Annotated in this window: 25 protein-coding genes; 4 read left to right on the plus strand and 21 right to left on the minus strand. The window is 64.4% G+C overall.

The features are described from left to right. Nucleotides 1–6 precede the first annotated feature (6 nt). From ACIPUD_RS25610 to ACIPUD_RS25620, 3 genes are read left to right on the plus strand one after another with little or no spacing between them, the layout of a single operon-like run. On the plus strand, nt 7–1,029 hold the full coding sequence (locus tag ACIPUD_RS25610) for a sugar ABC transporter substrate-binding protein (RefSeq protein ID WP_018455066.1): 1,023 nt from the start codon (nt 7–9) through the stop codon (nt 1,027–1,029). A 6-nt stretch (nt 1,030–1,035) separates the two neighbouring features. Beyond that, nucleotides 1,036–2,538, plus strand: coding sequence for a sugar ABC transporter ATP-binding protein (locus tag ACIPUD_RS25615; protein WP_446481777.1), 1,503 nt, complete (start codon nt 1,036–1,038; stop codon nt 2,536–2,538). A 12-nt stretch (nt 2,539–2,550) separates the two neighbouring features. After that, nucleotides 2,551–3,579, plus strand: coding sequence for an ABC transporter permease (locus tag ACIPUD_RS25620; protein ID WP_085353317.1), 1,029 nt, complete (start codon nt 2,551–2,553; stop codon nt 3,577–3,579). A gap of 326 nt (nt 3,580–3,905) precedes the next feature. On the opposite strand, the gene ACIPUD_RS25625 is transcribed toward ACIPUD_RS25620, so the two are convergent. After that, entirely contained in the window at nt 3,906–4,610 is a 705-nt protein-coding gene (locus ACIPUD_RS25625; RefSeq protein WP_204511342.1) for an L-2-amino-thiazoline-4-carboxylic acid hydrolase, read from the minus strand. A gap of 41 nt (nt 4,611–4,651) precedes the next feature. Further along, nucleotides 4,652–5,044: a RidA family protein gene (locus tag ACIPUD_RS25630; protein WP_026232871.1), complete on the minus strand. Its 393-nt coding sequence runs from the start codon at nt 5,042–5,044 to the stop codon at nt 4,652–4,654. Nucleotides 5,045–5,173: 129 nt separating this feature from the next. Here ACIPUD_RS25630 and ACIPUD_RS25635 point away from each other — a divergent pair, with 129 nt between their 5' ends. Further along, nucleotides 5,174–5,797, plus strand: a complete 624-nt coding sequence (locus tag ACIPUD_RS25635) for a LysR family transcriptional regulator (RefSeq protein WP_026232872.1) — start codon at nt 5,174–5,176, stop codon at nt 5,795–5,797. Here ACIPUD_RS25635 and ACIPUD_RS25640 read toward each other — a convergent pair. From ACIPUD_RS25640 to nuoG, 19 genes are all read right to left on the minus strand, one after another. Further along, nucleotides 5,712–6,854, minus strand: a complete 1,143-nt coding sequence (locus ACIPUD_RS25640; protein WP_051112980.1) for an ABC transporter ATP-binding protein — start codon at nt 6,852–6,854, stop codon at nt 5,712–5,714. The two genes, ACIPUD_RS25635 and ACIPUD_RS25640, sit on opposite strands and share 86 nt — an antisense overlap. Next, on the minus strand, nt 6,847–7,827 hold the full coding sequence (locus ACIPUD_RS25645; protein ID WP_018455073.1) for an ABC transporter ATP-binding protein: 981 nt from the start codon (nt 7,825–7,827) through the stop codon (nt 6,847–6,849). The genes ACIPUD_RS25640 and ACIPUD_RS25645 overlap by 8 nt, the downstream gene beginning before the upstream one ends. Continuing rightward, nucleotides 7,824–8,645 carry an ABC transporter permease gene (locus tag ACIPUD_RS25650; protein WP_007603580.1) on the minus strand — a complete coding sequence of 274 codons (822 nt, stop codon included), beginning with the start codon at nt 8,643–8,645 and terminating at the stop codon, nt 7,824–7,826. The genes ACIPUD_RS25645 and ACIPUD_RS25650 overlap by 4 nt, the downstream gene beginning before the upstream one ends. Next, complete coding sequence (locus ACIPUD_RS25655; protein ID WP_018455074.1) at nt 8,642–9,565, minus strand: ABC transporter permease; 924 nt, start codon at nt 9,563–9,565, stop codon at nt 8,642–8,644. The genes ACIPUD_RS25650 and ACIPUD_RS25655 overlap by 4 nt, the downstream gene beginning before the upstream one ends. Nucleotides 9,566–9,625: 60 nt before the next feature. After that, the gene (locus tag ACIPUD_RS25660) at nt 9,626–11,215 is read right to left on the minus strand and encodes an ABC transporter substrate-binding protein (RefSeq protein WP_446481778.1); all 1,590 of its coding nucleotides are present in this window, start codon (nt 11,213–11,215) and stop codon (nt 9,626–9,628) included. A 133-nt stretch (nt 11,216–11,348) separates the two neighbouring features. Beyond that, entirely contained in the window at nt 11,349–12,629 is a 1,281-nt protein-coding gene (gene mtnK / locus ACIPUD_RS25665; RefSeq protein WP_446481779.1) for an S-methyl-5-thioribose kinase, read from the minus strand. A 35-nt stretch (nt 12,630–12,664) separates the two neighbouring features. Then, entirely contained in the window at nt 12,665–13,012 is a 348-nt protein-coding gene (locus ACIPUD_RS25670) for a hypothetical protein (protein ID WP_446481780.1), read from the minus strand. Between the two features lie 30 nt (nt 13,013–13,042). Further along, nucleotides 13,043–13,318, minus strand: a complete 276-nt coding sequence (locus ACIPUD_RS25675; RefSeq protein ID WP_018455077.1) for a DUF1467 family protein — start codon at nt 13,316–13,318, stop codon at nt 13,043–13,045. Nucleotides 13,319–13,327: 9 nt separating this feature from the next. Next, nucleotides 13,328–13,732, minus strand: a complete 405-nt coding sequence (gene mce / locus ACIPUD_RS25680; RefSeq protein WP_018455078.1) for a methylmalonyl-CoA epimerase — start codon at nt 13,730–13,732, stop codon at nt 13,328–13,330. Between the two features lie 12 nt (nt 13,733–13,744). Continuing rightward, nucleotides 13,745–15,415, minus strand: coding sequence for a ribonuclease J (locus ACIPUD_RS25685; protein WP_018455079.1), 1,671 nt, complete (start codon nt 15,413–15,415; stop codon nt 13,745–13,747). After that, nucleotides 15,415–16,221 carry a biotin--[acetyl-CoA-carboxylase] ligase gene (locus ACIPUD_RS25690; RefSeq protein ID WP_085394843.1) on the minus strand — a complete coding sequence of 269 codons (807 nt, stop codon included), beginning with the start codon at nt 16,219–16,221 and terminating at the stop codon, nt 15,415–15,417. The genes ACIPUD_RS25685 and ACIPUD_RS25690 overlap by 1 nt, the downstream gene beginning before the upstream one ends. 1 nt (nt 16,222) lies before the next feature. Next, a complete protein-coding gene (nuoN, locus tag ACIPUD_RS25695; RefSeq protein WP_085353334.1) occupies nt 16,223–17,659 on the minus strand; it encodes an NADH-quinone oxidoreductase subunit NuoN in 1,437 nt (478 codons plus the stop codon). 22 nt (nt 17,660–17,681) lie between these two features. Continuing rightward, nucleotides 17,682–19,190, minus strand: a complete 1,509-nt coding sequence (locus ACIPUD_RS25700; RefSeq protein WP_018455082.1) for an NADH-quinone oxidoreductase subunit M — start codon at nt 19,188–19,190, stop codon at nt 17,682–17,684. Beyond that, nucleotides 19,191–21,290, minus strand: a complete 2,100-nt coding sequence (gene nuoL, locus ACIPUD_RS25705) for an NADH-quinone oxidoreductase subunit L (protein WP_247298475.1) — start codon at nt 21,288–21,290, stop codon at nt 19,191–19,193. 61 nt (nt 21,291–21,351) lie between these two features. Continuing rightward, nucleotides 21,352–21,660, minus strand: coding sequence for an NADH-quinone oxidoreductase subunit NuoK (nuoK, locus tag ACIPUD_RS25710; RefSeq protein ID WP_007603558.1), 309 nt, complete (start codon nt 21,658–21,660; stop codon nt 21,352–21,354). Continuing rightward, a complete protein-coding gene (locus ACIPUD_RS25715; protein WP_018455084.1) occupies nt 21,657–22,295 on the minus strand; it encodes an NADH-quinone oxidoreductase subunit J in 639 nt (212 codons plus the stop codon). Before ACIPUD_RS25715 ends, nuoK begins: the two co-directional genes overlap by 4 nt. 9 nt (nt 22,296–22,304) lie before the next feature. Then, the gene (gene nuoI, locus ACIPUD_RS25720; RefSeq protein WP_026232873.1) at nt 22,305–22,793 is read right to left on the minus strand and encodes an NADH-quinone oxidoreductase subunit NuoI; all 489 of its coding nucleotides are present in this window, start codon (nt 22,791–22,793) and stop codon (nt 22,305–22,307) included. A 14-nt stretch (nt 22,794–22,807) separates the two neighbouring features. Further along, nucleotides 22,808–23,875, minus strand: coding sequence for an NADH-quinone oxidoreductase subunit NuoH (nuoH, locus tag ACIPUD_RS25725; RefSeq protein ID WP_018455085.1), 1,068 nt, complete (start codon nt 23,873–23,875; stop codon nt 22,808–22,810). A 4-nt stretch (nt 23,876–23,879) separates the two neighbouring features. Beyond that, nucleotides 23,880–25,955 carry an NADH-quinone oxidoreductase subunit NuoG gene (gene nuoG, locus ACIPUD_RS25730; RefSeq protein ID WP_446481781.1) on the minus strand — a complete coding sequence of 692 codons (2,076 nt, stop codon included), beginning with the start codon at nt 25,953–25,955 and terminating at the stop codon, nt 23,880–23,882. Nucleotides 25,956–25,960: the final 5 nt, after the last annotated feature.

Consider the following 25,960-nt stretch of genomic DNA (forward strand, 5'->3'; position numbering starts at 1 on the left):
CGAGCGATGTCCGGGACGAAAGATTTCTCGACGACGAGGCGCGATCTTCTTCAGGCGGCAGCAACCGCCGGCGCCGCGACTGCCATCCTCGGCAGCATAGGCATAAACCCCGCCCTTGCAGCCGAAGTCGGACGAAGCGAGAAGCCGCTGAAGGCGGCGTTCTCCAACGCGGGCCTCCAGGCGACCTGGTGCGCGCAGGGCAAGCAGGCCGCGGAATTCTGGGGCAAGCTGTTCAATGTCGAGGTCACCTGGTTCGACGGCCAGCTCGATGCCGTGAAGCAGCGCGCGGCGATCGACAACATGGCCTCGCAGAAATGGGACTTCGTCGCGATCCAGGCTTTTGGCATCGGCACGCTCACCCAGCCGGTGCAGAAGATGATCGACGCCGGCACGCCCGTGATCGACATGGACACGCTGATTGCGCCGCTCGACCAGATCAACGTCCACTCCTTCCTCGCCCCCGATAACGAGTTCATGGGCGCCTCGGTGACGCAGGCGCTGTGCAACGCCATGGGCGGCAAGGGCAAGATCATCATGACGCAAGGAGCCCTCGGCCACACCGGCGCGCAGGGCCGCGCCAAGGGCTTCAACAACGTCGTGAAGCAATTCCCTGGGATCGAGGTGCTCGACACCCAGCCGGCCGACTGGGATGTGTCGAAGACCGCGCGTCTCTGGGAAACCTACCTGACGAAGTATCCGCAGATCGACGCGGCGTTCTTCCACAATGACGACATGGCGCTCGCCGCCGCCAACATCATGAAGGCGCGGGGCCGCACCAACATCCTGATCGGCGGTGTGGATGCGATGCCGCCGGCGATCCAGGCGGTCAGCGAAGGCCGCATGTTCGCCACCGTGCGCAATCCGTCCTGCCGCATTCATGGCGGCGCCATCATTGCGGGCGTCTCCGCCGTGGCCGGCGGCGAAAAGAGCGGACAGGGCATCCCGAAGAACGTCGTCACCGACGGTCCGGTCGTGACCAAGGCCAACGCCGCCGGCATGCAGTGGATGCAGGATCATTTCCTGATCTGAGCCTCCATGCGAGAGGATCGTTCACCCATTCTGGAACTGCAGGGCATCACGAAGAGCTTCGGCGGCGTCGAGGCGCTTCGTGGTGTCGACTTCGCGCTTTCACCCGGCGAGATCCATGGTCTCGTCGGCGAGAACGGCGCGGGAAAAAGCACGCTGATGAAGATCATCGCCGGCGTGCACACCGAATTCTCCGGCCGCTTCCTGATCGACGGACAGGAGATGCATTTCCGGTCGGCCCGCGATGCCCACAGCGCCGGCATCGCCATGGTGCACCAGGAGCTCTCCGTCGCGCCCGACCTCACGGTTGCGGAGAACGTGTTTCTGGGCAACCAGCCGACCAACGCCCTCGGCCTCGTGCAATGGCGGCGGATGGCGCGGGAGGCCGGCGAGCAGCTCGCCCGCTTCGGCATCGACGTCGATCCGATGAGCAGGCTCGGCGACCTCCCGATTGGGCTGCAGCAGCTGATCGAGATCGCGCGCGTGCTGTTCTCCGGCGCGCGCATCGTCATCCTGGACGAGCCGACGTCCGCCCTCTCTCCGCCCGAGGTCGAGCGATTGTTCGCGACCCTGCGGCGCCTGCGCGAGGAAGGCACGGCGATCGTCTTCATCTCGCATTTCATCGAGGACATCTTGCGCGTGTCCGACACGGTCACCGTGTTCCGCAACGGGCGGAAGGTCGCGGAGACGGCAAGTGCCGCGACCAACAAGGGCGAGCTGATCGAGGCCATGATCGGCCGCGGCGGCGAAGCGCTCGAGCACAGCTACAGCGACGATTTGATGCTGCCCCAACCGAGCGACAGCTCGGTTGTCCTAAGGGTCGACCAGCTGTCGCTGGCCCGCAGCCTGAAGGACATCTCCTTCGAGGCGCGCGCCGGCGAAGTGCTCGGCATCTACGGCTTCATGGGCTGCGGCCAGCAGGAGCTGTCGCGCATCTTGTTCGGCAAGCTGAAGCCGGACGGCGGCACGCTCGCTGTCGAGGGCAAGCCCAAGACCTTCGCGAGCACGGCGGCGGCGCGGCGCGCCGGGGTGGCGCTGGTGCCGGAGAGCCGGCGCGCGATGCTGTTTCACCAGGAGCCGGTTTACAAGAACATCTCGATCAGCATCCTCGATCGCATCTCGGCGTTGCTGCTCAAGCCGGCGCAGGAGCGCGACATCGCAAAGCGCCAGGTCGAGCAGCTCCAGATCAGGCCGCCCGTGGTCGGCCTCGATCTCGGCATGCTCTCCGGCGGCAACCAACAGAAAGTCGCGCTGGCGAAATGGCTGACCTATCCGCCAAAACTGCTGGTGCTCTGCGAGCCCACTCGCGGCATGGATGTCGGCGCCAAGAACGACGTCATCAACATCGTCCGTGATCTCCGCGCCAGGGGGCTCGCGATCATCGTGCTGTCGACCGAGCCGGAAACGGTGCTGTCGCTGGCCGACCGCATCCTGGTGCTCAAGCGCGGCGCATTGGTGCGCGAATTCAAGAACGAGCCGGTCAGCAAGGACCGCCTGCTGGAAGCGGCGTGACGGAGAAGCACCATGGCAAGCAGTGACACGGCTTTGGCGGCGGGGCAGCGGACGCGAGGGCTTGCGCCCTTCCTGCGCTCGCAGATGCGCAACATCGCCCCGTTCCTGACGCTGATCTTCCTGTCCGGCTTCTTCGCGCTGGCCAGTCCGTCGTTCGCGACGCTGGACAATCTCGGCAACATCCTGACGCAGGTCTCCGTCACAGGCATCATCGCCGTCGGCCTCACCTTCGTGATCCTCTGCGCGGAGATCGACCTCTCGATCGCCAGCATCGCCAACGTCACCGGAATCGCGGTCGCCTACTTCACGCTCCAGGAATCCTACGTCAACATTCCCAACATTCCCCTGCCCGGGGCCGCAGCGATCCTGCTGGCCATTTTGCTGTGCGCGTTTCTCGGCCTCGTCAATGCGCTGGGACTGACCGTGATCGGCATCCCCTCCTTCATCATGACCTTGGCGATGATGCAGATCGCGGCCGGCATCTCGGCGCTGCTGGTGCGGGGCCAGATCGCCTACAAGGTGCCCGGCGTGATCACCACGCTCGGCTCCGGATCGATCGGCGGCATCCCATGGATCGTCATCGTCGCCGCGATCATGCTCCTCTTGGGACATCTGGTGCTGACCTACACGCGCTTCGGCCGCTACGTCTACATGGTCGGCGGCAACCGCGAGGCGGCCGAATATTCCGGCCTTAACGTCAAGCTCATCCTTGGCGCGGTGATGGTCATTTCGGCGGTGTGCTCCGGGATCGGCGGCATGCTCGGTGTCGCTCATTTCGGCAGCGCGCAGCAGAACGAGTTCGACACCTATCTACTCGACTCCATCGCTGCCGTCGTCGTCGGCGGCACCAGCCTGTTCGGCGGCCGCGGCGGCATCGGCAACACCATCGTCGGTCTCTTCGTTCTCGGTGTTCTCAACAACGGCCTCGACCACGTCAACATCGACAGCTTCCTGAAAATCCTGATCCGCGGCCTGATCCTGCTGGCAGCGCTGGTGATCAATGTTTATGCGCAGCGGCTGAGGGAGAAAGCGGTGGAATAGCCGCCCCTCAAAACAAAAAGCGCGAAAACAACCCCATGCACAGTAGAGACTGTGAGGGAATTCAACGACTTACAAAAACCCGAAATTGTGTAGCTGCGACCGTGGCGGCATTTGACTCGTCGGGCAAAACAGGAGCAGGATGTCATCGTGGCAGCGGGCGCGGATGGGCTCAGGGTCGCTCCCCAAACTCCGTCATTGCGAGCGCAGCGAAGCAATCCAGGCTGCCGCCGCGGAAAGATTCTGGATTGCTTCGCTGCGCTCGCAATGACGACGTGACAGCAGGGGCAATCCAGCCTCACCTCGATCGCGGAGCATGAGAACGCGGCTTAGCTCTCCGCTTTCTCATCCGGCGCAAGCCGCGAGAACCGGAAATTGCAGTGGCTCGCACCGCCCGCTAACGTCTGTGTCCTTTCCAGCCGGATGCCTCGCGCTGCGTAGGCAACGAAATCGAGCCCGCAGATGTTCGGCAAAATGTCCTTGTCGCCATGGCGCGCCGCGAGTTTGCAGAAGCCGCAAGCCTTGTAGTTGATGCCGAACTCAAAACTGTCACCCGTATCAGGCTCGACGAAATCGTAGACGAAATCTTCCGGAAATTCGGTCTGATGGCTTTCAGTCGCGCTTCTTGCCGCCTGCTCGCGCAGCAAGGCCTGGTTCTCCGGCGACATGAATTGACGCCCTGAGGCGAGACGCTCCGCTTCAGGCGCGGTGAGCAATTGCGCCTTGTAGGTTTCCCGCTCGATCTCGCCGATCACAGGCACCGGCACGCCGTGGCGCCGCAGCACCCGGCTGATGGCCATAAAACCCATCAGACGCATGAAGAAATCGCTCATGCGGCTTGCCGCGCCGCCGACATAGGGCATTTGGGTGAGCACGATTTCGAACTCGTCCATCACCTCGCGCCTGATCTCGTCGATCTCGGAAAGTTGCGCGCACTCACGCAACATCGCTTCGGCCAAATCGAGCCGATCGCGCATGGCGGCCTCCATTGCACCGCGATGCGCTTCGTAAAACGGATGGATGATCTCAGCCATGGGACACCCGATATGATTGGCTCATTGCAAAGTCGGCTGGTTCACTCCGCGGCGATCGCCTCGATCTCCAGCAGCCATTTGCTGTCGACGGTCTCGACGATCACGACCGTCAGCGCAGGCTGGTGTTCGCCCAGCATCGCGCGACGAATGGAGCGGTTGGTCACGAGTTGATTGCGGTCAGTCAGGAACGTGGTGACCTTGACCAGATGCGCGATGCCAAGGCCGGCGGCAGCAAGCACCTCGATCAAATTGCGCCAGGCCTGCTCGCACTGCGCCTCGAAACCTTCGGGCACGGTGCCGTCGAGTCTCTCCGGCACCTGGCCGCTGATGAACAACAGGCGGCGATACTGCGTCAATTCAAGTCCCATGCAGTAGCCGCCGGCAGGCGCATGGACTGTTGCGGGATTGTGGCTGACGAGGTGAGCTGGGGGCACGAGGTTTCTCCGGATTGCGGGTCGGACCGTATCCGGCGCCATCACCGCTCCGCAAAGCATCATTGCTGCGGTTCAGCGCAAGAAAATCTATTGCAAGGCCACAGCCCATCAGTGTCAAAATGGAGCCCGATGACCTACGCCCTTCCCCCACTCAACGCGCTGCGCGCCTTCGAGGCCGCCGCGCGGCATCTCAGCTTCAAACTGGCCGCACACGAGCTGCACGTGACGCCCGCCGCCGTGGGGCAGCAGGTGAAGGCGCTGGAGGCGCGCCTCGGCGTGCAGCTCTTCGAGCGGCTGCATAAGCAGCTCGTCCTCACCGTCGCCGGTCAGGCCTATCTGCCCGGCGTCTCCGAAGGCTTTCGCCACATTGCGGAGGCGACCTCGCAATTGAAACCGGCAGGTGCGGTGCTGCTGCAATTGGGCATCCATGGCGGCTTCGACCTCCGCCGCCTCGACCTTGCGGCGTTTCGCAGCACGCATGCGGAGATCGGCTTGCGGGTGCTGCACCCGGCCGGCCTGCACGAATTGGTCGAAGGCAAGGTCGACCTGTTGCTCGCCCGCGGCCTCGGCCACCATCCCGGCTATCGCTGCGACCGGATCGATCAGGGATCGGGTTTGGGTGATTGGCTGGTTTCGCCTGAAGGCACCGCGGATTGTCCGGAGATCGTCAGTTTTCGCGCGTGGCTGCGTGCGCTGCCGGCGGAGAACTCGATAGCGAATCGCCGCCCTCGTCTGGTTGGTGGCAGACGATAGGCTCGACCGGCACGGAGGGTAACGGAGATAGAGCGACGCTCGCTGCACCAATTTCGTCACTTCGCCAACACCTCACCGCGTGCCCGTCCGCCCGCGTTTCAAGCACAGGCCCCGGCTCGCGCCGACACACAGCCTCCGCATACCGGCATCGCGGGCTGAATGCGCATCCGTTCGGCGGATTGAGCGGGTTGGGAAGGTCGCCCCCTGTCGTCGCCAGCGGCGCATGGCGCAAGGGATCGGGGATGGCGGCGATCAGGGCTTGCGTATAGGGGTGCGCGGGCCGTTCGAAGATCTCGCGCCAGTGGCCGTTCTCGACGATGCGGCCGAGATACATCACGGCGACCTTGTCGCTCATGTGTTCGACGACGCCGAGATCGTGGCTGATCATGATGTAGGAGAGGCCGAGCGTTTCCTTCAATTCCAGCAGCAGATTGATGATCTGGGCGCGGATCGAGACGTCGAGCGCCGAGACCGGTTCATCGCAGATGACGATCTTCGGATTGAGGATCAGCGCACGCGCAATGCCGATGCGCTGGCGCTGGCCGCCTGAGAATTCATGCGGGTAGCGGTCGGCCTGCTCCGGCCGCAGGCCCACATGCCGCAGCATCTTCGCGACGCGGTCCTCGATCTCGCTCTTGGCCGTGACGCCATGCACGCGCAGGGGATCTTCCAGCGTGCGGCGAACGGTCTGGCGCGGATTGAGCGAGGCGTAGGGATCCTGAAACACGATCTGCACGATGCGGGCCAGCGCCTTCCGATCGCCGGATGGTCGGTTGGTCACGTCCTGTCCGTCCAGCACGATGCGGCCGCGCGTCGGGGTCACGAGGCCAAGGATCGACAATGCGACCGTCGACTTGCCGGAGCCGGACTCGCCGACGAGGCCGAGGCATTCGCCCCGCTTCAGGGTGAGATCGACGCCGTCAACGGCACGGAGCAGCCGCCGGCCGCGCCCGAGCAGGCCGCCTCCGAGCGGAAAATGGACCGCGAGATCTCTGACGCTGAGAATGACATCGTCGTCCGGCCGTGTTTCAACCAAACTAGCTTGCGGCTCATGCATGGTGGTGACACCTGACCAGGCCGCCGGCGTCCAGCAAATCCGCTTCCGGCGGGGTGGTCCGGCAAATATCGGTCGCCTGCGCGCAACGCGGATTGAACCGGCAGCCGTTGGGGAAATTCGTGATGGCCGGGACCACACCCGCGATCTCCGTCAGGCGGGTGCGGCCAAGCGCTGCGCGACTGCCGAGCCGCGGCAGCGAGGCAACCAGGCCTCGCGTATAGGGGTGCGAGGGTGCCCGGAAAATATCGGCCGAGCCGCGCTCCTCGACGATGCGGCCGGCATACATCACGGCCACGCGGCGGCAGACATTGGCGACCAGCCCCAGATCGTGGCTGATCATCAGGATTGCGGTTCCCCGCTCGGCACACAGATTCCGCATCAGCTCGATGATTTCGGCTTGCACGGTCACGTCGAGCGCCGTGGTCGGCTCGTCGGCGATCAGGAGATCCGGACCGCAAGCGAGCGCGATGGCGATCATCACGCGCTGGCGCATGCCGCCGGACAGCTGGTGCGGGTAATCCTTCACGCGCCGCTCCGGGGCGGGAACGCGCACGCTCGCCAGCGCCTCGACCGCCAGTCTATCGGCTTCCCGCCAGCTCTTGCCCTTGTGCAGCACGAACATCTCGGCGATCTGCCGGCCCACCGGCGAGACCGGGTTGAGCGCCGTCATCGGCTCCTGGAAGATCATGGCGATGCGATTGCCGCGCAGATCCCGTTGCCTGGCGGCTGAAAGGTGCTGGATCTCCCGTCCCTCAAACCGGATGACACCGCCGCCGATCGACAACGGCTGCCGCAACAGGCCGATCAAGGCCAGCGCCGTGATGCTTTTGCCGCAGCCGGATTCGCCGACAAGGCCGAACGTCTCGCCGCGATCGATGCGGAATGAAATGCCCTCGGCCGCCGCAACGCGCCGCGATCCATCGTCGAGATCGATACGCAAATCCTCGACTTCGATCAGCGGCGTGCGGGTCATGTGCGCCGGCTCCGCGATTGCGGATCGAGAATGTCGCGCAGGCCGTCACCGAGCAGATTGAGGCCGAGCACCGTCAGGAAGATCGCAAGGCCGGGAAACACCGAGAGCCACGGCGCGGTCGTGATCTGATCGCGGGCATCCGACAACATGCTGCCCCAGCTCGGAAACGGCGGGCGGACGCCGAGGCCGAGGAACGACAACGCGGCTTCGGACAAGACCGCGCTGCCCATGCCGAGCGTGCCGATGACGACGATCGGCCCTAGCATGTTCGGCAGCAGCTGCGTGATCATGATGCGGAGATCGCCGTAGCCGAGCACGGTCGCGGCCTGCACATAGCCCTGGCTCCTCAGCGACAGCGCCGAGGCCCGCGCGATCCGGCACGTGAAGGACCAGTTGGTCAAGCCGAGTGCGATCAGCAGGCTGGTCAGGCCGGGACCGAGCACCGCCATGATGGCCAACGCGAAGATCAGCGAGGGGATCGCGAGCATGAGATTGGTCAGGCCGTTGACGACATCGTCCCACCAGCCGCCCCAATAGCCGGCGCTCAGGCCCAACGCGACGCCGATGACGCTATTGATGAGCTGCGAGACGATGCCGACCGTCAGCGAAACCCGCGCGCCATAGACGACGCGGGAATAGATGTCGCGGCCCTGGTCGTCGGTGCCGAACCACCAGGTCCAGCTCGGAGGCTCTTCGGCGTTGAGCAGATTGGCGTCCAGGACAGGATCGGTATGCGCCAGCCATGGCGCGAGCAGGCCGACCAGGATCGCAAGCGCGAACAGCGCGCCACCGATGATGAGATTGGCGCGGAGCTTCATGCGTATCTGATCCTGGGATCGATCACGCCGTAGAGCACGTCGATCAGCAGATTGATAGCGAGAAAGGACAGCACCACGACAAGAATGGAGCCCTGGACGGCCGGAATGTCGCGCTGCAGGACACTGTCGACCAGCAGCGAGCCGATGCCCGGCCAGGAGTACAGTTTCTCGACCACGACCGCCTGCCCCATCAGCCCGCCGAACTGCAGGCCGACGGTGGTGAGAATGATGACAAGCGCGTTGCGCATCACATGCCACTTCACGACTCGGGTCTCGCTCATGCCCTTGGAGCGCGCGGTGCGGACGAAATCCGCGGTCATGATCTCGAGGACCGCGGCGCGTGTCGTCCGCGCGAACAGCGCCATCGGCGAGACGCCGAGCGTCACGGCCGGGAGGATCAGATATTTCAGTCCGCCATCGCCATAGCCGAAACTCGGCAGCCAGCCGAGCTTCAACGCGAACAAGTACATCAGCACCAGTCCGAGCCAGAATTTGGCGATCGAAAGGCCTGATACCGCCACGACCATGGCCAGCGTGTCGACGATACCCCCCGGCTTCAGCGCGGCGATGAAACCCAGGGGAACACCGATCACGACGGAAAACGCCATGGCGGTGAAGATGAGCTGGAGCGTCGGCCATATCCGCTTGGCGATCATGAACGTCACAGGCTCGCGCGTCCGGAACGACGTTCCGAAATCACCCGTCGCAAGCTTGGCGATGTAGGCTCCGAAGCGGACATAGACGGGATCGTCGAGCCCGAGCTGCTTCTTCATGCGCAGCTCGACCTGCGGATCGGCATCGTCGCTCATCGACGAGACGATGCTGCCGGGAACGACGCTGAACAGCACGAACACCAGAGCCACCACTGCGAGCACGGTCGGAATGGTCTGCAGCAGGCGGCGGAACAGGAAGGAGAGCATCGGCACTTTTCCTCTCTCCCTCCGTCGTTCATGGCGACGGAGGGAGCGCGAGAGCGCGTGTCACTTCGCGGGCGAGGTCTCGTCGACCCAGAGGTCTTCGACGTTCTGATGGGTCAGTTCGGTCGCATTCAGCTGAACCCCCTTGAGCCACGGCTGCACGGCCATGACCGCCTTGTTGTAGTTGAAGAACCAGACCGGCGCCTCTTCGTAGAGAACAGCATTGGCCTTCTGCAGCAGCTGGGTACGCTTTGCAGCGTCATCGGACTGCCCGGCCTCGTCGATCAGCTTGTCGAACTCGGCATTCTTGAAGTTCATGTAGTTGCAGGCCGACTGCGGTGTCGATGAGTGGAAGCATTTGAGGGCGGCCTGCGGATCGGGTCCGGTCGCCTGCGAATAGACAAAGGCCTGGTAGTCGCCGCTGCGAACCACCTCCGCCAGCACCGCGGTCTCGACCTGCTTGACCTTGGCCTTGATGCCCACCCTGTCCAGCATCGGGATCACGGCCGAGACGATCGGCAGACCCCAGCTCTCGTTCTGGCTGGTGGTCCATTCGAATTCGAAGCCTGAGGGATAGCCGGCGTCGGCGAGCAGCTGCTTGGCCTTGGCGGGATCGAAGGCGTAGGGCTTCATGGCCTTGTCGTAGGCGGTAGAGGTGAGCGGCAGCCAGCTGGTGGCCCGGTAGGCCTTGCCCTTGACCAGCTTGTTGATGATCAGGTCGGTGTCGATCGCGTAGTTGATCGCCTGCCGGACCCGCTTGTCGGCGAACGGCTTGAACGCGGGATTCATCCCCATGTAGCGGGTAAAGACCTCGGCGACTTCCACGACCGTGCCCTTGAGGTCGGCGTCGTTCTGATAGGCGACATATTGCGCCGGTCCCAGCACCGAGGTGTCGATCTCCTTGTTGCGGAAGGCGACATCGCGTGCCGCGGCCTCGCCCATGACCGACACGATGATCTTGTTAGCGTAGGGCTTGCCGGGCTTGTAGAACCGGTCCCATCGCTCCAGCACGATGCGCGATCCCGGCACGTGCTCGACGAATTTGAAGGGCCCAAGGCCGATCGGCTTTTGGAGAAAGCTCTCCTTGGCGGCCTCGTCGGCGGGATAGATCGACGTGATCGCGTTCCAGAAGTAGAAACCTGGATCGACCTTCTCGGTCAGCTTCATCTCGATGGTAAAGTCGTCGACTTTCTTCAGGCCGGAGATCTCCTTGGCCTGGCCCTTCTCGACCGCCGCCGCGCCCTCGATCACGCGGACATAGCGCGCACCGGGATAAGCCTTGGTGCCGTCCATGATGCGGTTGTAGGTCCAGATGATGTCGTCGGCCGTCATCTTGCGGCCGTTGTGGAAATAGGCGTCGTCGCGCAGCTTGAAGGTGTGGACGAGACCTCCGCCCGAGACGACGTCCTCCTTGGCGAGCTCCAGAACAGGCTTGCCTTCCGTGGAATTCCAGATGTAGAGCGACCGGTGCAGGGCCTTGGCGTAGATCTCGTCCTGGGCGCGTTGCGTGGTAAGAATGTCCAGGCTGGTGAAGCTCGAGCCATAAGGCGCGGTCATGCGGATGGTTCCGCCCTTGCGCGGCGTCTGGGCCTCCGCCGAGGCCGCCAGCGCCAGCCCCAAACCCGCGACGATCGCCACTATCCTGAACATCATGGTCCCTCCGACAACGCAAGCCGTGCTCTGGTCCGAGAGTTGACCATCCACGGCACGTCGAGCGCAAGCACCTTGAAGGGGGTGACGTATGCGAGCGTCGCGCGCGGGCCCCACCGATTTGCGCAGAAGCCCGCTAGAACTCCGGCTGCCAGTCGCGCAATTTTCGCGCTGCAGCGGTAACGTCCGCAATGGTCGGAAATGCCCCCGCCTCGAGCATCATCGCCCTTGCCAGCCTGACGGCGCGTGCTTCGCTGATCGCGCGCCGGCGCGGATCCTCGATCAGCTCGAAGTCGATATTGTGGGCGAGGCCGAAGATGCGGCGGATGGTTTTTGCCGCGGCGAAGCCGACCGTGTCCGCGAACAGCCGCTGCATGTAGGCCTGCCGCTCGGCTTCCAGCCGTGCCGCGCCTGTCTCGCCGGCGAACAGTGAGGCGGGATAGGCATCGCCTGCGGCGCCAGCGCGCCAGAGCTCGAGGAACTTTCGCGCAAAATCGTTCCAGACCGTTTCCACCGTCTCCAGCACCCAGGCCTCGAAAGCACGCCGTTCGCCCGGCGTGCGCTCATGCCCGGCGGAGGCAAAATAGGCCATCAGGAGGTTGGCCAGCACGGCGCCGACATCGAAACCCATCGGGCCGTAGAACGCGAATTCGGGGTCGATCACCCGCGTCTCGCCGCCCGTGACCATGATCGAGCCGGTGTGCAGGTCGCCGTGGAGCAGCGCCTCGGGGCTCGCCATGAACTTCAGCTTCAACCGGGAGATCGCGACGTGGAGGTCCATATCCTCGCGCAGCTCTGCGGCGAGCGCATCGAGATATGGCGCGGTCCAGCGGTTCTGCTCGGCGACTCGGTAAGGATCGGTGAAGATCAGATCCTCGGTGATCTTGCACAGCGAATGGTTGCCGGCGAAAGCTGCGATGCCCTGCTTCTTCTCGGCCGCCGACACCGCGAGGTCGGAGGTGAAGAACAATGTCCGCGCCATGAAGGTGGTGATGTCATCGACAAAGCGCGGATACCGAGTCCCCGCAACCATCCCCTTGCGCATGATGATGTGGGGCTCGAGCAGCTCCATCACCGTCAGCGCCAGGGCCTCCTTGTGATGCAGCAGCGCCGGCACGAGGCCGGGCGCGAGCTCAGCCTGCCGCGACAAAGCGAGATATTCGTAATGCGCCCGGGACAGCGGCAGCGGCCAGCTCTCGCCGACCAAGCGGACATAGGGCAGCGCCTGCTTCACGGCGACGCCGCCGCGGCCGCCCTTGACGATGAAAACGAGATTGAGATTGCCGTCGCCGACTTCGGTGATCGACCAGGAGGCCGGCTCGCCGCCGAGGGTCGCGGCGAGATCCGCAACGCCCGCGAGATAGTCCCGCAACGCCGCCTCATGCAAAATCCGGTAGTCCCCCTGCCCCTGCGCCATGACGATCCCATCCCATGCTTGGCATGGCCGAATCGTTACTCCCGCTCCAGGAAGCTCGAGCCGATCTCGGCCTTTCTTTTGATCGGATCGTACTCACAATAGACGCTGTCCGCCACCAGCGTGTAGCTGGCGCTGACGGTGTATTTGTCTGTTTTGACCGAGTTCAGGCCGATCACCGCGGTGCTCTTGCCGCCGTTCCATTTGAACGGTGTCGAGCTCTTGGCCTGCTCGCAGGCGATCACGGCCTCATTGAAGACATAGCCCTCGACGAACGCCTTCAGGGTGCGCACCTGCACGGCCATCTTCCACTCGAAATAGCCGATGGCACCGAGACCGGCGACGATAAGCACCAGAAGCGCGACGACGATCCGCTGAAAAGTCATTCTTCCCCCAACCAAGCCAACCACGAAATCCTAAAACGGCATGCCCATCAATTTCGACAGGCGCTCGATCGACAAATAGCCGGCGTGATAGGCGACCATGGCGATCCCGTAGATGACCGCCGAGATGATGGTGGTCCAGATCAGCTTGCCCCCCATCCGTGTCAGGATCGGCGCACCGGGGTCGCTGCCCGGCACTCCGACGCCGTCCTCGTGCTGGCTGCGCACGCCAAACGGCAGCGTCAGGAACAGCGCGACCCACCAGATGACGAAGTAGATCGCGATCGCGGTTGAGATCTGGATGGCCATGGCTTCGGCCTATGCCTGCTCGATTTCGACCAGCGCGCCGGAAAAATCCTTCGGGTGCAGGAACAGCACCGGCTTGCCGTGGGCGCCGATCTTCGGCACGCCGTCGCCGAGCACCCTTGCCCCCTCCTTCACCAGCGTGTCGCGCGAGGCGATGATGTCGACCACCTCGTAGCAGACGTGGTGGATGCCGCCGTCGGCGTTGCGGTCCAGGAACTTTGCGATCGGCGAGGCCTCGCCGAGCGGCTCGATGAACTCGATCTTGGTGTTGGGCAGCGTCGCGAACACCGTGGTGACGCCATGCTCGGGCAGCGCGACGGCCTCCGAGATCTGGGCCCCGAATGCGGTGCCATAGATTTTGGCGGCCTTGACGGCGTCCTTGGTCGCGATCGCGACATGGTTGAGCCGGCCCAGCATGTTTCTCTCCCGTTACACTGTCAGCACATGTACCAGACAGGGGGGCTTTTTGCCCCAATGTTCGTTGATCACGGAGCGGACAGCGCGTCGCACCGACTCCGCCAGCGCATCCGGGTCGCGACGGCGCGCCTTCGGCAGGCCCTCGACGGTGGAGACCACGGCGTCGAAGACGAGGTCGTCGAAGGGCTCGCCCGCTTTGTTCTTCTCGGGGATACCGACGAGTTCGACCGCGGGATCGTCGGCAAGCTCGCCCTGCTCCGTCATGGCGATGGCGACAAAGGCGCAGCCGGAGAAGGCCATGCGGCGCCGCTCGCCCACCGCGCGGGACTTGGAGTCCTCCAGAATCGTGCCGTCCTTGTAGAGACGGCCCGCAGGCACTTGCCCAATGATGCCGGGATCGCCGGGGCCGAGCTTGACGAGATCGCCGTTGCGGCAGACCAGCACGCGCGGCACGCCGGCGGCACGCGCGAGCTTGGCGTGCTCATTCAGGTGCAGGGCCTCGCCATGGACGGGGATCAGGAGCTGCGGCCTGGTCCAGGCGATCATGTCGCGCAATTCGTCGCGGCGGGGATGACCGGAGACATGGACCAGCTGGTCGCGGTCGGTGATGACCTCCACGCCCTGCAAGACCAGGCCATTGATGATGGCCCCGACCGCCTTCTCGTTGCCGGGAATGGTGCGCGAGGAGAAGATGACGCTGTCGCCACGGTTGAGCGTGATCTCGGGATGGTCGTCATTGGCGATGCGCGCCAGCGCGGCACGCGGCTCGCCCTGGCTGCCGGTGCAGAGCGCCAGCACCTTGTCCTGCGGCAGATGACCGTAGACCTCGGCGGAGCGGAAACTCTGCACGCCGTCGAGATAGCCGGTCTCGCGCGCGACCTGCACCACGCGTTCCATGGCGCGGCCGACCACGACGACCTCACGGTCGGCGGCCTTCGCAGCGATGGCGACGGCCTTGAGGCGCGCGACATTGGAGGCAAAGGTCGTGACCGCGACGCGGCCCTTGGCGGCCTTGACGAGCTCGGTGATGGAGCTCGCAACCTCGGCCTCCGAGGGTGAGCGGCCGTCGCGCACGGCGTTGGTGGAATCACCGATCAGGGCGAGCAGGCCCGCATCGCCGAGCTCCCGCAGCCGCTTTTCGTCGGTCGGGCGGCCGATGATCGGGGTCGGATCGATCTTCCAGTCGCCGGTGTGCAGCACCGTGCCGACTTCGGTGTGAATCGCGAGCGCATGCGACTCCGGAATCGAATGCGCGACCGGGATGAACTCGACGTTGAACGGGCCGATATCGACGCGCCCGCCCGACGGCACCACCGTCACCGGGATCTTGGGCGCATTGCGCTCGGCGGCGCACTTGGCCTCGAACAGCGCGGCGCTGAACTGCGTCGCGTAGATCGGACATTTCAGCTTCGGCCAAAGGTCGATGATGGCGCCGAAATGATCCTCATGGGCGTGGGTCAGCACCAGCCCCATCAGATTCTTGCGTTCCTTCTCCAGGAAGCTGACGTCGGGCATGATCAGGTCGATGCCCGGCAGATGCTCCTCGTCGCCGAAGGAGACGCCGAGATCGATCGCCAGCCAGGCGCGCTGCTGGCGGTTGCCGAGGCCGTAGATCGACAAATTCATGCCGATCTCGCCGACCCCGCCGAGCGGTGCAAATACCAGTTCTTCCGGCTTCGCCATCACGCAGCTCCCACGGAGGCGGCCGTGCCGAAGAACACCTCGCCCGCGGCGACCGGCACGCGCCGGCCCTCCGCGGTGCGGACGATCAGGCAGCCGGTGTCGTCGATCGTGTCAAAAATGCCGTCCAGCGTCATCACTCCCGTGTGGATCGCGACCCGCTCGCCGAGGCCGGCGGCGCGCTCCAGCCACAATTTGCGAATTTCGGCAAAGCCACGGCCATTGTCCCAGATACCGCGGAATTCCACCCAGGCATCGGAGAGCGCCGAGAACAACTCCTCCGCACTGATCTGGACGCCGAGCGCGGCCAGCGACACCGCAGGCGTCGGCGTACCCTCGGGCGCGGCGACGACGTTGGTGCCGATGCCGACGACGATGGCAAGACGGTCGCCGATGGCTTCGGCCTCCAGGCCGATGCCGACCAGCTTCTTGCCGCCGGCCAGCACGTCGTTCGGCCATTTCAGGGCGTAGCGGGGACGGCCCTCGCCGAGGCGCAGTGCAGCCTCCAGGCTGACCTTCTCCAGGGCGGCCTCCTCGGCCAGCCCGGCCGCAAAGCCGATCGTCGCGGCGACGGAAGGGGCAACGTCCAGGACTTCGAGGACGCTGGCTGCAAGGTTGCCCTTTGGTGCGATCCAGGGGCGCTGGCGGCGGCCGCGGCCGGCGGTCTGCTCCGACGTCACGAACCACATCGGGCCGCGTTCGCCGCGCCTCGCGTGCTCGATCGCCTCGGTATTGGTCGAGCCGGTCCGTTCGAAAGCTGCGAGCTTGTAGCCCGCCGACGCCGCACGAGGACCGAGCGCGAATGCCATCCTAGAACAGCGACTTGGCGGCGGCGGAGGCGACGCTCACCACCGGGCCCGCGAACAGGGCGAACAGAATGTTGAACAGGCCCGCGACCGCCAGCACCGTCTTGACTTCGACGCGCACCGGATCGACCTGCCCGGCCGGCTCGTCGAAATACATCGTCTTGACGATGCTGAGATAGTAGTAGGCGCCGACCACGCTGGAGAGCACGCCGATCACGGCGAGCGTGAACAGGTTCGCCTTGATGGCGGCGACGAAGACGTACCATTTGGCGAAGAAGCCGGCGAGCGGCGGGATGCCGGCGAGCGAGAACAGCAGCATCGCGAACATGAAGGCGAGCAGCGGATTGGTCCGAGAGAGACCTGCGAAATCGCTGATCTGCTCCACCGGCTGGCCGTTCCGCTTCATGGCCAGGATGATGGCGAAGGAGCCCAGCGTCATCGCGACATAGATCACGATGTACATCAACACGCCCTGCGCGCCCTCGACCGTGCCTGCGGCAAGACCGACCAGGGCAAAGCCCATATGGCCGATCGAGGAATAGGCCATCAGGCGCTTGATGTTGCTCTGGCCGATCGCGGCGAACGAGCCCAGCGCCATCGAGGCGATCGACACGAACACCAGGATCTGCTGCCACTGCGAGACGATGCCCGGGAATGCGGTCAGCGTGACGCGGGTGAAGACCGCGAGCGCGGCCACTTTCGGGGCCGAGGCGAAGAAGGCCGTCACAGGCGTCGGTGCGCCCTCGTAGACGTCGGGTGTCCACATGTGGAACGGCACCGCCGAGACCTTGAAGCAGAGGCCGGCGAGCAGGAACACCAGGCCGAACACCAGGCCGACATTCGAGATCGTCGCGGCCGCCGCGATGCCGGTGAAGGCCACCGTGCCCGTGAAGCCGTAGATCAGCGAGGAGCCGTAGAGCAGCATGCCCGAGGACAGCGCGCCGAGCACGAAGTACTTCAGGCCGGCTTCGGTCGACTTGGCGTTGTCGCGGTTCGAGGCCGCGACAACGTAGAGCGCCAGCGACATCAATTCGAGGCCGAGATAAAGCGAGATCAGATCGCCGGCCGAGATCAGCACCATCATGCCGAGCGTCGAGAGCAGCACCAGGATCGCATATTCGAAGATGCGGCGCGACGGATCCGACAGGAACTCGGTCGACAGCACCAGCGTCACCGCCGAGCCGATCAGGGCCAGGATCTTCATGAAGCGGGCAAAATCATCGACGATGAAGCTGCCGCCGAAGGTCACGTGCTTGCCCGCGGGCAGCATGTATTCGAGCACGCCGACAACGATCAGGAGCAGCACCGCAAGCGTCGTGACCGTCTTGGTGGTCTCCTGCCCGCGATAGGCGCCGAGCATCAGGAGTGCCATCGCCCCGACCGCGAGCACGAGCTCGGGCAGCACCGGCGCCAGTTGATAACCTGCAGTCTCAAAGCTCATGGCGATATCCTGACCTGCCCGCTCACTGGAGCAGTGCGGCGGCCTTCACGGCCGTCACAGCGGTGTTGTAATTGTTGACGAGTTGCTGGACCGAGGCCGCCGACATGTCGAGCACCGGCTTCGGATAGATGCCGAACAGGATCGTCAGCGCGATCAGCGGGAACAGCGTCAAGCCCTCCCGGAAGGTGAGATCCTTCATGCTCGCCAGCGACGGCTTGACCAGCGCCCCGAACACGACCTTGCGGTAGAGCCACAGCGCGTAGCAGGCCGACAGGATCACGCCGAAGGTGGCGAAGAACGCGGTCGGGATCGAGACCTTGAAGGTACCGAGCAGCGTCATGAACTCGCCGACGAAGCCGGAGGTGCCGGGCAGGCCGACATTGGCCATGGTGAAGACCATGAAGGTCAGCGCGTAGAGCGGCATCCGGTTGACGAGGCCGCCATAGGCCGCGATCTCACGGGTGTGCATGCGGTCGTAGACGATGCCGACGCAGAGGAACAGCGCGCCGGAGACGATGCCGTGCGAGATCATCTGGAACACGCCGCCGGCGACACCCTGCATGGTACCGGCGAAAATGCCCATGGTGACGAAGCCCATATGCGCCACCGAGGAGTACGCAATCAGCTTCTTCATGTCCTCCTGCATCAGCGCCACCAACGAGGTGTAGATGATGGCGATGGCCGAAAGCGTGAAGACCAGCGGCGCGAAGTCGTGCGAAGCCAGCGGGAACATCGGCAGCGAGAAGCGCAGGAAGCCGTAGCCGCCCATCTTCAGAAGGATCGCGGCCAGGACCACCGAGCCTGCGGTCGGCGCCTCGACGTGGGCGTCGGGGAGCCAGGTGTGCACCGGCCACATCGGCATCTTCACCGCGAACGAGGCGAAGAAGGCGAGCCACGCCCAGGTCTGCAGCGAGCGCGGCACGGCGGTGTGCATCAGGGTCGGGATGTCGGTGGTGCCGCCGTTCCAGTACAGCGCCATGATCGCGAGCAGCATCAGCACCGAGCCGAGCAGCGTGTAGAGGAAGAACTTGAAAGATGCATAGACCCGGCGCGGACCGCCCCAGACGCCGATGATCAGGAACATCGGGATCAGGCCGCCTTCGAAGAACAGGTAGAACAGCACGAGATCGAGCGCCGAGAAGGTGCCGATCATCAGCGTTTCCAGGATCAGGAACGCCATCATGTATTCGCGGACGCGGTTGGTAATCGCCTTCCAGCTCGCGATGATGCAAAACGGCATGATGGCGGTGGTCAGGATCACCAGCGGCAACGAGATGCCGTCCACGCCCATGTGGTAGGTGATGCCGGTGGCAAGCCAGTTCGCCTTCTCGACGAACTGGAAGTCGGCGCTCGACGCATCGAACCGCATGACCAGGATCACCGACACAGCGAAGGTGATCAGCGTGGTCCACAGCGCGATCCAGCGCGAGTTGCGCCGGGCCGCCTCGTCGTCGCCACGGCTGAGATAGACGATCAGCGCGCCGACCAGCGGCAGGAACGTCGTGACGGATAGAATTGGCCAGGTCGTCATTTACTGGCCTCCAAAGCCGAACATGAACCAGGTGATCAGGCCGGCGGCACCGATCAGCATGGCGAACGCGTAGTGGTAGAGATAGCCGGTCTGGATTTTCACGACGTTGCGGGTGACGTCCAGCACGCGGGCTGAGACGCCATCGGGGCCGAGACCGTCGATGATGAAGCCGTCACCCTTCTTCCAGAGCTGATAGCCAATCCACTTCGCCGGACGGACGAAGATGATGTCGTAGAGCTCGTCGAAGTACCATTTGTTGAGCAGGAACTTGTACAGCATTGGCTGCGTGTTCGCGAGCTCGACCGGCAGATAAGGCCGGCGGATGTAGAACAGGTATGACACCAGGAAGCCCAGCACCATCATCACCGTCGGCAGGAAGGCGATGGTCTCGGGAATGTGGTGCATCTCCTCGATGATATGCGGGTTCATCTTCACGGACTCGCGGAAGAACTCCTCGATGCCGTGACCGGCGAACAGCTCCTTGAACGGGAAGCCGGCCAGGATGGAGCCGACCGCAAGCACACCGATCGGGATCAGCATCCAGATCGGCGCTTCATGCGCGGCCTCGTAGTGGTGCTCGTCATGCGGCTCGCCGTGGAAGGTCTTGAAGATGAGGCGCCACGAGTAGAACGAGGTCAGGCCGGCCGCGACGACCGTCATCAGGAAGCCGTACATCGCGAACGGATTGTGCGAGGCGTAGGCGGACTCGATGATCGCGTCCTTGGAGAAATAGCCCGCGGTCAGCGGGAATCCCGTGAGCGCGAGCGTGCCGACCACCATCACCGCGTAGGTGTAGGGGATCTTGCGCCACAGGCCGCCCATGTTGCGGATGTCCTGCTCGTGATGCATCGCGTAGATCACCGAGCCGGAGCCCAAGAACAACAGCGCCTTGAAGAAGGCGTGCGTGAACAAATGGAACATGCCTACCGAATAGGCCCCTGCTCCCATCGCCACGAACATGTAGCCGAGCTGCGAACAGGTCGAGTAAGCGACGATGCGCTTGATGTCGTTCTGGACCAGGCCAATGGTCGCCGCGAAGAACGCCGTAGTGGCGCCGAAGAACATCACGACGGCCTGCGCGTTCGGCGCGAGTTCGAACAGCGGCGACAGGCGCGCCACCATGAAGACGCCGGCGGTGACCATGGTCGCGGCGTGGATCAGCGCCGACACCGGGGTCGGGCCTTCCATCGCGTCCGGCAGCCAGGTGTGCAGCAGGAACTGCGCCGATTTGCCCATCGCGCCCATGAACAGCAGCAGGCAGGTCAGGGTCAGCGCGTCGGCGTGCCAGCCGAGGAAGTCGATGGTCTTGCCGGTCAACCCGGGCGCAGCGTGGAAGATGGTCTCGAAATCGGTCGAGCCGGCCAGCAGGAAGATCGCGAAGATGCCGAGCGCGAAGCCGAAATCGCCGACACGGTTGACCACGAAGGCCTTGATGGCGGCGGCGTTCGCCGACGGCTTCTGGTACCAGAAACCGATCAGGAGGTAGCTTGCCAGACCCACGCCTTCCCAGCCGAAGAACAGCTGCACGAGGTTGTCGGCGGTCACCAGCATCAGCATGGCGAAGGTGAACAGCGAGAGATAGCCGAAGAAGCGCGGCCGGTTCGGATCCTCGTCCATGTAGCCGATGGAATAGAGGTGCACGAGCGAGGACACGGTGGTCACGACCACCAGCATCACGGCGGTGAGCGTGTCGACCCGCAGCGTCCAGTAGACCTGGAGATCACCGGAGAGGATCCACGGCAGCAGCGGAATGCGCATGTCGTGGTGCATGAAGCCGACATCGACCAGCGTCATCCAGGACAGCGCCGCCGACACGAACAGCAACGCCGTGGTGATCAGCTCGGCAGCGCGCGAGCCCGCCGCGGGCGGCTCGGAGACGTGGTGGTCGTCGTGGCCATCTCCGGGTTCGTGATGAGTCTCGTGGACGACCGACGCATCCTCGTTGATCGTGTCCGACGCATGGGCGTGCGCGCCATGACCGTGATCATCGTGATGCTCGACCGTGTCGCCCGAGGGGTTGCGGGCATGCGCGCCGAACAGCGCGATCAGGCCAGCCAGAATGGCGCCCAGCAGAGGCAGGAAGACGATTGCCTGGACCATGATTTACTCTTTCCGCATGATCTGGTCGGAAAACCGGTGTCCACTTTTCCGGATCATGCGATCAGCCCTTCATCAGATTGACGTCCTCAACCGCGATCGAGCCGCGGTTGCGGAAATAGACCACCAGGATGGCGAGACCGATCGCGGCTTCAGCGGCCGCGACGGTGAGCACCAGGAGCGCGAAGACCTGCCCGACGATGTCGCCGAGGAAGGTCGAGAACGCCACGAGGTTGACGTTGACCGCGAGCAGGATCAGCTCGATCGACATCAGGATGACGATGATGTTCTTGCGGTTCAGGAAGATGCCGAGGATCCCGAGCGTGAACAGGATCGCGCCGACCGCAAGATAGTGTCCGAGCCCGATCGTCATTTCACCCACTCCGCCGCGTCAGAGTCCTGGAGCCCCTGCCCCGGCGCCACCTTGCGTATCGCCATCGCTATTTCGGGCGTGCGCGCGTTCTGAATGTTGATGTCCTGCCGCTTGACGCTCGCCTTGTGCCGCAGCGTCAGCACGATGGCGCCGATCATCGCGACCAGCAGCACCATGCCCGAGAGCTGGAAGTAGTGGATGTACTTGGTATAGAGCACCAGGCCGAGCGCCTCGGTATTGGAGACGTTGGTCGGGATCGCCGCCGTGATCGTCTTGGCGACGCCGGGGTTGATGACCCAGAAGCCGACCGTGAGCAGCAGCTCGAACAGGAAGATGCCGCCGATCACGAGGCCGACCGGCAGGTATTCGATGAAGCCCTCGCGCAGCTCGAGGAAGTCGACGTCGAGCATCATGATCACGAAGAGGAACAGGACCGCGACCGCACCGACATAGACGACGATCAGGATCATCGCGAGGAATTCGGCGCCCATCAACACGAACAGACCGGAGGCGTTGACGAAGGCCAGGATCAGGTACAGCACCGAGTGCACGGGATTGCGCGAGACAATCACCATCACCGCCGAGGCGACACAGACGCCGGCGAACAGATAGAAGAACAGCGCGGGAAGGATCATGCTCTCATCTCACCGGTACGGCGCGTCGAGTTCGATCGCTTTCGCGATCTCGCGTTCCCAGCGGTCGCCATTGGCGAGCAGCTTGGCCTTGTCATAGAACAGTTCCTCGCGGGTCTCGGTCGCGAACTCGAAGTTCGGACCTTCGACGATGGCGTCGACCGGACAGGCTTCCTGGCAGAGGCCGCAATAGATGCACTTCACCATGTCGATGTCGTAGCGCACGGTGCGGCGGGTGCCGTCGTTGCGGCGCGGACCGGCCTCGATGGTGATGGCCTGGGCCGGGCAAACCGCTTCGCACAGCTTGCAGGCGATGCAGCGCTCTTCTCCGTTCGGATAGCGGCGCAGCGCATGCTCGCCGCGGAAGCGCGGGGAGATCGGGCCCTTCTCGAAGGGATAGTTCAGCGTCGGCTTCGGCTGGAAGAAATAGCGCATGGCGAGGAAGAACGCCGAGACGAATTCCGACAGCAGAAGCGAGCGTGCAGTGGCGTTGATGTTGATACCCATGACGGCCCTCACTTCGGCGCGATGTCGGCGAAGTGCAGCACACCGGCCACCACGATCACCATCGCCAGCGACAACGGCAGGAACACTTTCCAGCCGAGGCGCATCAGTTGATCGTAGCGGTAGCGCGGCACGATCGCCTTGGCCATCGCGAACAGGAAGAACATGAAGAACAGTTTCAGCGAGAACCAGATGATCCCCGGCACCCAGTTGAAGGGCGGCAGGTCCACCGGCGGCAGCCAGCCTCCGAGAAACAGGATCGTCGCCATCGCGCACATCGTGGCAATCGCGACATACTCGCCGAGCATGAACAGAAGATACGGCGTCGAGCCGTACTCGACCATGAAGCCGGCGACGAGCTCGGATTCTGCTTCGACGAGGTCGAACGGCGGGCGGTTGGTTTCAGCCAGCGCCGAGACGTAGAAGATCACGAACATCGGGAACAGCGGCCAGACGTACCAGTTCAGGATGGTGAGCTGCGGCAGCCCGATCAGGCTGGCGAGGCCGCGGACATGCTGCGCCTCGACCACGGCCGAGAGGTTCAGCGTGCCGGCGCAGAGCAGCACCGTGATGATGACGAAGCCGATCGAGACCTCGTAGGACACCATCTGCGCCGCCGAGCGCAGCGCCGCGAGGAACGGATATTTCGAGTTCGACGACCAGCCGGCCATGATGATGCCGTAGATCGACAGCGACGAGATCGCGAAGATGAAGAGAACGCCGACGTTGATGTCGGAGATCACCCAGCCGAGATTGGTAGGGATCACCGCCCAGGCCGCGAGCGCGAGCACGCACGAGACCAAGGGAGCAAGAAGAAACACGCCCTTGTTGGCGCCGGACGGGATGATCGGCTCCTTCAGCACGAACTTCAGGAGGTCGGCGAAGGATTGCAGCAGGCCCCAGGGACCAACCACGTTCGGGCCGCGGCGGATCTGCACCGCCGCCCAGATCTTGCGGTCGGCGAGCAGGATGTAGGCGATCGCCACCAGCAGAACGACCAGCACCAGGACGCTCTGCGCGATCATGATGATCAGCGGCCAGAGGAACCCGGTCCAGAATGCGCTTTCGAAGAATTCCATCGGCTCACTCCGCTGCGGTCAGCATCTGCCCGGAGGCAAGCCGCGAACATTCCGCCATCACGGCGGACGCACGCGCGATTGGGTTGGTCAAATAGAAGTCCTCGACAAGCGGCTTGAACGGGGCCTTCTCCGTCGTGCCGCCCTTCCCCGCGAGCTTCTTGATCTGGTCGGCCGAGCCGGGCTCGATCTGGTCGAGACGCATCAGATGCGGCACGGCCTTGAAGATCGCCTGGCGCAGGGCCGAAAGCGAGTCATAGCCGAGCTTCTTGCCGAGCGCCTCCGACAGCGCGCGGACAATCGCCCAGTCCTCGCGGGCCTCGCCCGGCGGGAATGCGGCGCGTCCGGTCATTTGCACGCGGCCTTCGGTGTTGACGTAGATCGCGGACTTCTCGGTATAGGCGGCTGCTGGCAGGATCACGTCGGCCCGATGGGCGCCGCGGTCGCCGTGGGTGCCGATATAGACGACGAAGGTGCCGTCCGACGGCTTGATGTCGTCGGCGCCGAGCAGGAACAGCAGATCGAGCGTCCCGAACGTCGTCATCTGCGCCGCATTCAGCCCGCCCTGACCAGCGACAAAGCCGATATCGAGAGCGCCGACGCGCGAGGCGCTCTCGTGCAGGACGCCGAAGCCGTTCCAGCCGTCCTTGAGCGCGCCGACGTCGAGTGCGAGCTTGGCCGCGGCTGCGAGAATGGCGGCGCCGTCGTGGCGCGAGGCGGCGCCAGCACCGACCAGGATGATCGGGTTCTTGGCGTTCTTCAGCACGTCCATGAAGGAGTGCTTGCCGGCCGCGAGCTCACCCAGCGTGTCGGTGCCCGCGCCGAGGTGATCATAGTCGTACGTGAGGTCGGGCTTGGCGCCGATCACGCCGACCTTGAAGCCGCCGGCGCGCCAGCGCTTGCGGATGCGGGCGTTGAACACGGCCGCTTCTTTCCGCGGATTGGCGCCGATGATGAGCAGCGCATCGGCCTGCTCCACGCCGGCGAGCGTCGGATTGAAGATGTAGGAGCCGCGGCCGAGCGCGGGATCGAAGGCGTCGCCGCCCTGCACCGCCAGATTGGCCGAGCCGTATTTGGCCAGCAGATCCTTCAGCGCGAACATCTCTTCGACGCCGGCGAGGTCGCCCGCGATCGCGCCGGTGCGCTTGCCGTCGGTGCGGGCCGCTTTCGCGGCGATCGCGGCAAAGGCCTCGGGCCAGCTCGCCGCGCGCAGCTTGCCGGCTTCGCGGATATAGGGCCGGTCGAGGCGCTGGGTGCGCAGGCCGTCGACGACGTGACGGGTCTTGTCGGAGATCCACTCCTCGTTCACGGCCTCGTTGATGCGCGGCAGGATACGCATCACTTCGCGGCCGCGGGTGTCGACGCGGATCGCGGATCCCACGCCGTCCATCACGTCGATCGACTGGGTCTTGCCGAGCTCCCACGGGCGCGCGGCGAAAGCATAGGGCTTCGAGGTCAGCGCGCCGACCGGGCAGATGTCGACGAGATTGCCTTGCAATTCCGAGGTCAGCGCGTGCTCGAGATAGGTCGTGATCTCCATGTCCTCGCCGCGGCCGGTCGCACCCATTTCGGGGGCGCCGGCCACTTCCGCCGAGAAGCGGACGCAGCGGGTGCACTGGATGCAGCGGTTCATCGAGGTCTTGACCAGCGCGCCGAGATATTTGTCCTCGACCGCGCGCTTGTTCTCGGCGAAGCGGCTGGTGTCGACACCGTAGCCCATCGCCTGGTCCTGGAGGTCGCACTCGCCGCCCTGATCGCAGATCGGGCAATCCAGCGGATGGTTGATCAGAAGGAATTCCATCACGCCTTCGCGCGCCTTCTTCACCATCGGCGAACGGGTGGAGATTTCCGGCGGCTCGCCCTTGGGGCCTGGACGGCAATCGCGCACGCCCCAGGCGCAGCTCGCGACCGGCTTCGGGCCGCCCTTCACCTCGACGAGGCACATCCGGCAATTGCCGGCGATCGACAGCCGCTCATGATAGCAGAAGCGCGGAATCTCGGCGCCGGCCGCTTCGCACGCCTGGAGCAGCGTGTATTCGGCGGGGACATCGATCTCTTTACCGTCGATGATGAGCTTGGTCATTCTCT

This window comes from Bradyrhizobium sp. CAR08 (assembly GCF_052871955.1).